The sequence below is a fragment of the Haladaptatus ordinarius genome, from assembly GCF_054177595.1.
On sequence record NZ_JBPEHH010000138.1, the window covers coordinates 1 to 8145 of the forward strand.

The 8145-nt window shown below is 59.2% G+C and carries 7 protein-coding genes and 1 pseudogene; 6 read left to right on the forward strand and 2 right to left on the reverse strand.

Going from position 1 to position 8145, the window contains the following annotated elements; genetic code table 11:
- Window positions 1–841 precede the first annotated feature (841 nt).
- The 4 genes from ACR3FF_RS24175 to ACR3FF_RS24190 all read left to right on the forward strand — a co-directional run bounded on the left by ACR3FF_RS24175 (window position 842) and on the right by ACR3FF_RS24190 (window position 5513).
- Complete coding sequence (locus ACR3FF_RS24175) at window positions 842–1582, forward strand: potassium channel family protein (RefSeq protein WP_458190684.1); 741 nt, start codon at window positions 842–844, stop codon at window positions 1580–1582.
- A gap of 367 nt (window positions 1583–1949) precedes the next feature.
- Complete coding sequence (locus tag ACR3FF_RS24180; protein ID WP_458190678.1) at window positions 1950–2813, forward strand: DUF2250 domain-containing protein; 864 nt, start codon at window positions 1950–1952, stop codon at window positions 2811–2813.
- A 114-nt stretch (window positions 2814–2927) separates the two neighbouring features.
- Entirely contained in the window at window positions 2928–4058 is a 1131-nt protein-coding gene (locus tag ACR3FF_RS24185) for a guanosine monophosphate reductase (RefSeq protein ID WP_458190679.1), read from the forward strand.
- 204 nt (window positions 4059–4262) lie between these two features.
- The gene (locus ACR3FF_RS24190; protein WP_458190680.1) at window positions 4263–5513 is read left to right on the forward strand and encodes a hypothetical protein; all 1251 of its coding nucleotides are present in this window, start codon (window positions 4263–4265) and stop codon (window positions 5511–5513) included.
- Between the two features lie 211 nt (window positions 5514–5724).
- Here ACR3FF_RS24190 and ACR3FF_RS24195 read toward each other — a convergent pair whose 3' ends face one another.
- On the reverse strand, window positions 5725–5937 hold the full coding sequence (locus ACR3FF_RS24195) for a hypothetical protein (protein WP_458190681.1): 213 nt from the start codon (window positions 5935–5937) through the stop codon (window positions 5725–5727).
- Between the two features lie 131 nt (window positions 5938–6068).
- Between ACR3FF_RS24195 and ACR3FF_RS24200 the strand changes: the two genes are divergently transcribed.
- Window positions 6069–7097: an LLM class flavin-dependent oxidoreductase gene (locus tag ACR3FF_RS24200; protein ID WP_458190682.1), complete on the forward strand. Its 1029-nt coding sequence runs from the start codon at window positions 6069–6071 to the stop codon at window positions 7095–7097.
- 372 nt (window positions 7098–7469) lie between these two features.
- On the opposite strand, the pseudogene ACR3FF_RS24205 reads toward ACR3FF_RS24200, so the two are convergent.
- Window positions 7470–7823 (reverse strand): annotated as a pseudogene (locus tag ACR3FF_RS24205) (transposase); the annotation flags it as partial.
- Window positions 7824–7881: 58 nt separating this feature from the next.
- Between ACR3FF_RS24205 and ACR3FF_RS24210 the strand changes: the two are divergent.
- On the forward strand, window positions 7882–8145 hold a 264-nt coding region (locus ACR3FF_RS24210; RefSeq protein ID WP_458190683.1), incomplete at its 3' end, for a transposase.

Sequence of the window (8145 nt, forward strand, 5' to 3'; positions counted from 1 at the left end):
CGAGTACCGCGCCCTCCTCGATGAAATCTTCACGAAATTGACCGACCGACTGAGTTTCGCAGGCTCGTGGATTGAGAATCATCTCAGCGGATTCATCCAGAAGTTACGTTAATCACTATTACGCCGGGGTAGGTGACCTTCACGAACGGACGACGCAGCGTCCCGAATAGCCGATGCGAGCGCGTCGGTTCATTTGCCGACCGGTCGATTAGGTCCGCAGAGATACCAATCGCGAGGTACATCTTCATAGATAATTATATACTTATAATCCATAATACCGCCTTGCAGGAAAGACTTTAACCGAATCGCCCTATGCCGTTGAATGTGCTCTGGATGCATGGTGACCGAGCAAAACTTCTTCGCATGTAGACCTCGTCCTGAACGCGAACGTCTCGTTTTCACGAACCGACGAAACGGCGTATCGTCCGTGGCAAACGAATCGGTCAGGTCTCCTGTGAATCCTCGAACGGCGACATATCCGGAAGTCTGCCCAGAAAAAACGGGAGGACGTGGTCGGTGTATCGATGCGCTGCAGATACCGACCGGAATGTGGCGGGCACACCAGGCACCGCCAGCGCATCGGGACGGGCATCGCTGCCAAGGACCCAGCTACGAACCCCTGGACAAGCGGTCGCGTGCCGTCTTCGGAAACGAACCCGAGAGCGGGTGTGAGTACAGATGCTCGTGGGCCGGACCTACCTCAGTTCGTGGATGCATGCTGGCACCTGATGTCTCCGGGGTCTCCGGGCAGCGGCTCACGTGATTCGATATGGAAGACGGTCAATCAACCACCGCTACTGCATCAGACACGGTCCGTGGGAGAAAGCCGACCAGACCGAGCATCCTGGTCGGAGCCTTCGCTCACCGACCGTTACTGCGTCGAACGTTGCGACCAGTGGTGGTGTTCGTCGCCATCGTCATCGCCGGTATCGTCGGATTCAGTACGCTCGCCAGCGTCGGCGTCGTGGATGCGTTGTTCTGGTTGCTGGACCCTACGAGCATCGAACTCCACTTTCAGACCCACGACGGCCCGGCGACGCTGGTCAAAGCGTACGCAATCGTGATTCTCTCCGGGCTCATCGTCGCGAGTCTGTGGATCGGTGAAACGCTGTTCTCTGCGGCGTTCGGCGGACAGATACAGGAAGAGCTCAGACATATGCAACTCGAACAAGATATCGCGGCACTCGACGACCACGTCATCATCTGTGGGTACGGGACGTTCGGACGAACCATCGCGTCCCAACTCCGGAACGAAGACCGCAACGTGGTCGTCGTCGAACAGCAGGATGCACAGTACCAACGGGCGATCGACGACGGCGTACTCACGGTCAGCGGTGACGCCCGCCGTGAAGAGACACTCACCGAAGCGGGTGTCAAGCGAGCGGACACCATCATCGGAGCCATCGACGATTCCAACGCGAACATTCAGATCTCCATCGCAGCGAGCCAGCTCGCACCGACCGTCACACTCGTCGTCCGAGCAGGCGACCAACGAGACGAAGCACTCGCTCGTCGCGCCGGTGCGGACGAGGTCGTGATTCCAGAGGTCGTGAGCGGGGAACAGGTGTACTCGAACCTCTGAGTAGGATTCGTGTCGTTTGCGAGGGCGAACTGGTCTGACGGGAGGACCAACCGCACGGAAAGGAACGCCCGAATCCTGGGCAGGTTTTCGACGGAGCAGCTATCACCGTCGTAGGGCAACCGCGGTGTCACCTTTGTCGGGCCGCTGCGATGGAATGTGCTGAATCTGGAACCAGTTACAGAAAGCATTTACCCTCACACGAATGATAATTAACTACCTCAGGTAGGGGTACATGAGGTATATTCTTTCGACGACGACCCGGAGAGAGGGTTCACATATCTATCCCGACGCCTCACGACCTGAATCGGATGCGCGGTCAGCACCCTCCGTACATACTTACGGAAGTGGCGTGTACCGTGGAAACAGCATGGTCTCAGAGGCAGAGGTCGACCAACTCCGCCAGGAAGCCGACACCGTTCTCACTCGCATCCAGGACGTCGAAAAAGGCCTCGAGCGAGCGCGTCGTGAGGCCGGCGACCACTGGGACGACCGCGAACTCGAACTGACCCTCAAGACACCCCAGGGGGAGTCGATAGATGTTGTATTGGACCTGGACGCGAGCGCGGCAGAGAACGCCCAGCATCGATACGAACGGGCTTCGGAACTGGAGGCAGAACTCGAACGCCAGCAGGCCATCGTCGGGCAACTCGCGCCGCTTCCTGCCGACCCCGTCGCGTACCTCATCTGTTATCACCTCAAACGGGTCGGCGGAAACTACCCGCGGTCGATGGCGGGGCATCTCGACGCCGAGCGAGGCCACGTCGAGGACCTCTGTGCGGAGATGGAGACTGCCGGCATCCTCGAGCGTATCGAGTCGGGAACGGTCAAACAGCGACAGGTGAAAGCGAAGAAGGCCGAGGAAGTCCGCCAGCACCACACCTACTACCGACTCTCACAGCAGGGTGACCATCTCCTTCGATTCCTGGAGGAGAGAGAAGGGAAACTGAACGTCCTCCGGCATCTCCGGGACGGACAGACTATCGCGAAGCGACTGGCACGCGGCGGTCCCGACTACCCGCGGATGACCGCCGACGAACTCGAGATGGACTTCGAGTACGTTCGCCACCTCTATCGAGCGCTTCAGCGCGTCGGCCTCGTGACGACCTACGAGGGCAGCACCATCAAGCAGAGCGAACGGAAGTTGAAGCCCAAGGACGAGACACACCGCAAACACACCTACTACGTGACCACGTCCGTCGCCGAACAGTCGTTGCGTGACCTAGAGGAGTGAGCACGCATCTGCCAGCGATACGCTCACCAGCGCCGAACTGCCCGCGAGGACGGCAGTTCGACGGTCGGCGAGTCGAGAGGCTTATTGTCCGGGGGTGGGTAAACTGTAGGGGTTATGAACGACCTACGCACGGGGTTGAGTTATGGCGACGTGCTCCTCGTTCCGAAGCGCTCGCCGGTCGACAGCCGGAGTAACGTCGACATCTCGACAAATCTCACACCAAGTATCGAGCTAGAGACGCCGCTCGTCTCCGCCGCAATGGACACCGTCACGGAGGCAGCGCTCGCGATCGAACTCTCGCGGGCCGGAGGGCTCGGTGTAATCCACCGATTCCTCCCGTCCGAGGAGCAAGCTGAGCAGGTTGCGGACGTCAAAGCCGCCGACGAACGAGTCGGCGCAGCAATCGGTATCAACGAGGATTACGTCGAACGCAGTGCGCTCCTGGTCGAAGCCGGCGTCGACGCGCTCGTGGTCGACGTGGCGCACGGCCACCTCGAACGAACGCTCGATGCAGTAGAGACTCTCGCTACGGAATTTCCGGACGTCGAGCTCGTCGCTGGGAACGTCGCGACACCGTCCGGCGTCGAAGACCTCGCTGCTGCCGGCGCGGATTGTGTCAAGGTGGGTATCGGACCTGGCTCTCACTGTACCACCCGGAAAGTCGCCGGCGCTGGCGTCCCACAGTTGACTGCCGTCGACGACTGTGCAGAAACCGCAGAAGAACTCGGCGTCACCATCTGCGCGGACGGTGGCATCCGCACCTCGGGTGATGCAGTGAAGGCACTGATGGCCGGGGCAGACACCGTGATGCTCGGGAGTCTCTTCTCCGGTACCGACGAAGCGCCGGGTGCGATGGTCGAAGTCGACGGGACTCGATACAAGCGCTCGCGAGGGATGGCGACCACCGCCGCCGCCGACGAACGCGACGACAAGGAGAACAACGTTCGAGCCGACGAGGGCGTAGAGGCGCTGACACCGTACAAGGGGCCGGTTGCGACCGTCGTCAGTGAGTTCTACGCCGGGATACAGTCCGGGCTCTCGTACTGTGGCGGTCACACGATTCCCGAAGCACGTGAGAAGGCCGAGTTCATCCGCGTCGCCCCGAGCGCGAAAGAACGCGAGGGGTACCACACCGACCACGACTGGGAGGGAGTCAGCGTGGACAGCGAGGTGACGAGTATCGACGAGGCCGACGTGGGGGCTGACGACGACCCTGCGAACGCCGCTGCCGAGAGCGACGACTGATTTCGAGACCGTCATACCCTCCGATACATCCACGACCGAAATCGAGGACGACTGACGACCGACTATCTCCACCGACGGAGTGTCACACCGAGTCGACGGAGGTCACTCCATCGACCCCTGCCACACATCCCCATCATTGGATGTTAATCTTACATAACTGGGAGGCCAATAGAATGAATTAGACATCGAATCTCGAAGGACGTGATGGCATCACAAAAAGACGACACGGAGCAGTCCGACACCAACTGTTCGAAAACCGCCGAAGAACGAGACGCCACCGCATACGTCCCACCGGATGAGTATGGACTCCAGTCCGACCGCCGCCGCTTTCTCACCGGTATCGGTGGAGTTGGAACGTTCGGTAGCTTTTCTGCTTTCACCTGGCCAGCGAGTGGTCGCTCCCCCCGCGGCGTCGTCGGGAGCTCCCAGAATCCCGCGTCGAATGCGAAGAAACCGGACGCGGCGTACTCCGCGACCGACCTCGGTACCCTCGGTGGTGCCGAGAGCACCGCGACGGGTATCAACAGTCGTGGGAGCGTCGTCGGAGTTAGCCAGCGAGACGATCTGATTCAACACGCATTTCTGTGGTCGAAGAAGGACGGCATGCAAGACCTCGGAACTCTTACGGACGATACCGTACGGTCGGTGAATACGCCGAGAAGTACTGCTACCGACATCAACGGTCGCAGTCAGGTCGTGGGCGCGAGTCGAGTGACAGATATCTGGGATACCCAGTTCGGAACCCAGCAAGAGGTCTATCCGAATCACGCAATCCGCTGGTCTAAACGCGAGGGGATGCGTGATATCCACCCTATCGGCGAATCCAGCGTTGCCACAGCTAACAACGACCGAGGGGATATCGTCGGGAACTACTACTATTTTGGTGAAGACGACTCCGACGCGTTCATCTGGTCAGAGAAAGAGGGTGCGCGCTCTATCGAATTCGGTCCCGGAACCCTGACTCACCACGCCGAGGACGTAAATAACAGTGGACAGGTCGCCGTAACGACGTGGGATTTCCTCGATGGTGGTCCCGAACGGGCAGTCATCTGGACGGAAGATGAGGGCCCACGAGAACTTGGCACGCTCGGTGGACCCAATAGCAGTGCATCGGGTGTCAATGATAGCGGTCTGGTCGTTGGCGAGAGCAGTTCAAGCGAGGGCTATCACGCATTTATCTGGTCGGAAGACGAGGGGATGCGAAGCCTCGGGACGCTTGGCGGCAACGTCAGCAGGGCCACGGCCATCAACAGCCGCTGTCAGGTCGTGGGCACGAGTCAAACGGCGGACGGAACTCGCCACGCGTTCATCTGGTCGGAAGACGAGGGGATGCGAGACCTCGGGACGCTCGGGGGCAACTACAGCTACGCCACGGATATCAACGAGCGGGGTCAGGTGGTCGGCTATAGCAGAACGGCAGATGGCTATCCGCGCGCCACGTTGTGGAAACCATAGTGACGTGTTCGACACCCTCCAGTAACGATTCCTCGACAGCTCTAGCTGCACCATTTCGAGAACATCTCCTCTACAACCTATTTGTGGTCCGTCAGCACATCTTCTTCTTCATCGCTGACACCCGGTGCCCGCATTTCTTTCTCTTGATAAGTTTAGCTAGGAGTGCTGAATAGAGAGCGCATATTCAGCAGGAAGCGATTATATATCCCGGTCACTCGTCGATATCGCCATCGATCTGTTCGAGAAACGGACGCATCTCGTCGAATCTTGTTCCTCGCCATATCTCGTCTTTGAACCTGTCGAACTCGACGAGTCTCATATCTGCTAACTCGGGAAGCAGGACGTGATGGAGTTCATAACAGACCGTAAAGTGTTCATCGGAATCAAGCGTCTCCCCCTCCCCAAGTATCGGATCTGCGGGCAACACACTCTCATCCAACAGCGCACGTAACACTCGCCACTGTTGCGCTGAGAGGCCGAGGCTTCGGTCAAGGATAATACACGAGAAACTGCTGATAGCCAAACGGTTATCTTTCGCAGTCTCCCAGACCTGATATGGAACTCTCCGTCGTCGACCTCTCACCGGTTCCCGACGGTGGCACCGCGACCGACGCCTACGCGAACACGGTCGAAACCGCACGACAGGCCGAGCGGCTCGGCTACTCTCGATTCTGGGTGGCGGAACACCACGGGATGGCGGACACCCTCGCGGGGACGACGCCCGAGGTACTACTCGGCCACCTCGCCGCCGAAACCGACTCGATTCGCCTCGGTTCGGGAGCGGTGTTGCTCAACCACTACAGCCCGTTCAAAGTCGCAGAAGGGTTCGGTGCGCTCGATGCGCTCGCACCTGGGCGTATCGATGCGGGTCTCGGACGGGCGAACGGCTCGCCGGCCAGCGACCGTGCTCTCGGCACGGAACGACACGTCCAGAATCCCGACGAGGACCACGCCGAGAAAATCGAGGCCGTCATCAATCACCTCTACGACGACTATCCCGACGAGCACGAGTACAGCGACCTGGAAATACCGCGTTCGGGGGAGGACGAGCCCGTTCCGTGGGTGCTCGGGTCGAGTCCATCGAGCGCGGCCATCGCGGGCGAACTCGGGTTGCGGTACTGTTTCGCGGCGTTCATTCGACCGCAGTTCGCCAGATACGCGTTCGAGGATTACCGTGAGCACTTCCAACCGTCGCGATTGGCAGGCAGCATCGACGAGCCAGAAGGAATCGTCGCGGTGAACGCAGTCTGTGCCGAGACTGACGAGGAGGCGGCGCGGCTTCGAGCGGTTGCCGAAGCGTCGTACAAGCGAATGCGACGCGGGGAGGTCGGCACCAGGCCATCCATCGAGGAGGCCATCGACGAACTCGGCGGCGTCCCCGACCCGACGCCGGCCACGCTCGATTCCGATGAGTGGCCGCGAGCGATTTCCGGGAGCCCCGAAACACTCGCCGACGTCCTGGAGCAACTCGCTGGCCGCGTCGGTGTCGACGAAGTCATGATTCAGCACGTCGTCGCTGACCACGACGACGCGCTCCGCTCCCACGAATTACTGGCCGACGGCGTCGGCCTCACGTCCGACTGACGAGCGTTCATCTCATTAAAACTAGGTCTGATATTTAAAAGATATGAAGAATATTAGTTGCATATATATCATAAAATACGGCAATATGTTTTCATATTCTCCGTGGCTCGAGAGAGCACCATGGATCGAGAAAGCGTAAGCGGACATGAGATGCAGTGTTGAACGCAAGACGGGAGCAGTATCGGTATTATGATATGCAGTTTCCCACCGGTAGCTACTCTTTCTCGGCAGATTCTCAGAGCAGACGATTCGATTTCAGCCGACTCGCTCGGTGATCAAAACATCAGTTTCACAAGATACCGTGTGAAGTATGAGTTGGACGATGGCGATGGCTCTCCCGGATACGTCCGGAGAAGGGGAGCAGGCGGCGAGTTAAGGGCTCGCCGCCTGCGCGAGGTTATGCACGATGCACTTGCGCGTGAGCTCCCGGAACTGGCCATGCCAGCTCCGGGAGCGGAGTTCGTCGCCGTCGTCCTTCAGCATCGCAAACACGGTCTCGCTCATCGACCGCTGGTTGTAGACATCATCGTCAATTCGGGCGTTGTGAGCCTTCTTGAGCGCATTTTGTTCGAAGTGTTTGATCACTGGGCGCGTTGACGCGGCACGACAGGCGTCCCGGAGATCTGCCCACGAGTACATCTTATCAGCGAGCAGCGTGTGTAGGTCTCCGGCGTTCCGCCGGAAGACCTGCAACCCGATATGCCCGTCATAGGCCTTCTTCGTCGTGCGCTCATCTGTAGCGGTGAATACTTTCTCATGACTGGAGTTCGTAGCCTTCCCCAGCATGGTCAGCAGAGAGAGTGTCAACGAGGTCTTTCTGCCTGACAAAGAGGACTGTTTAGAGTATCTGCGTGATCAGCGATGGCCGGACAGGGTGACGTGTCCGCACTGCGAGAGTGCGGACACGATCAAGAAGGGAACAACACGAAAGGACGCTCAACGCTATCGCTGTCAGGACTGTGAGAGCATATTCAATGATCTCACAGGGACGGTGTTTGCGGAACATCAGCTCACCATCCCAGAGATGTTCCACATCATCCGAGGCATG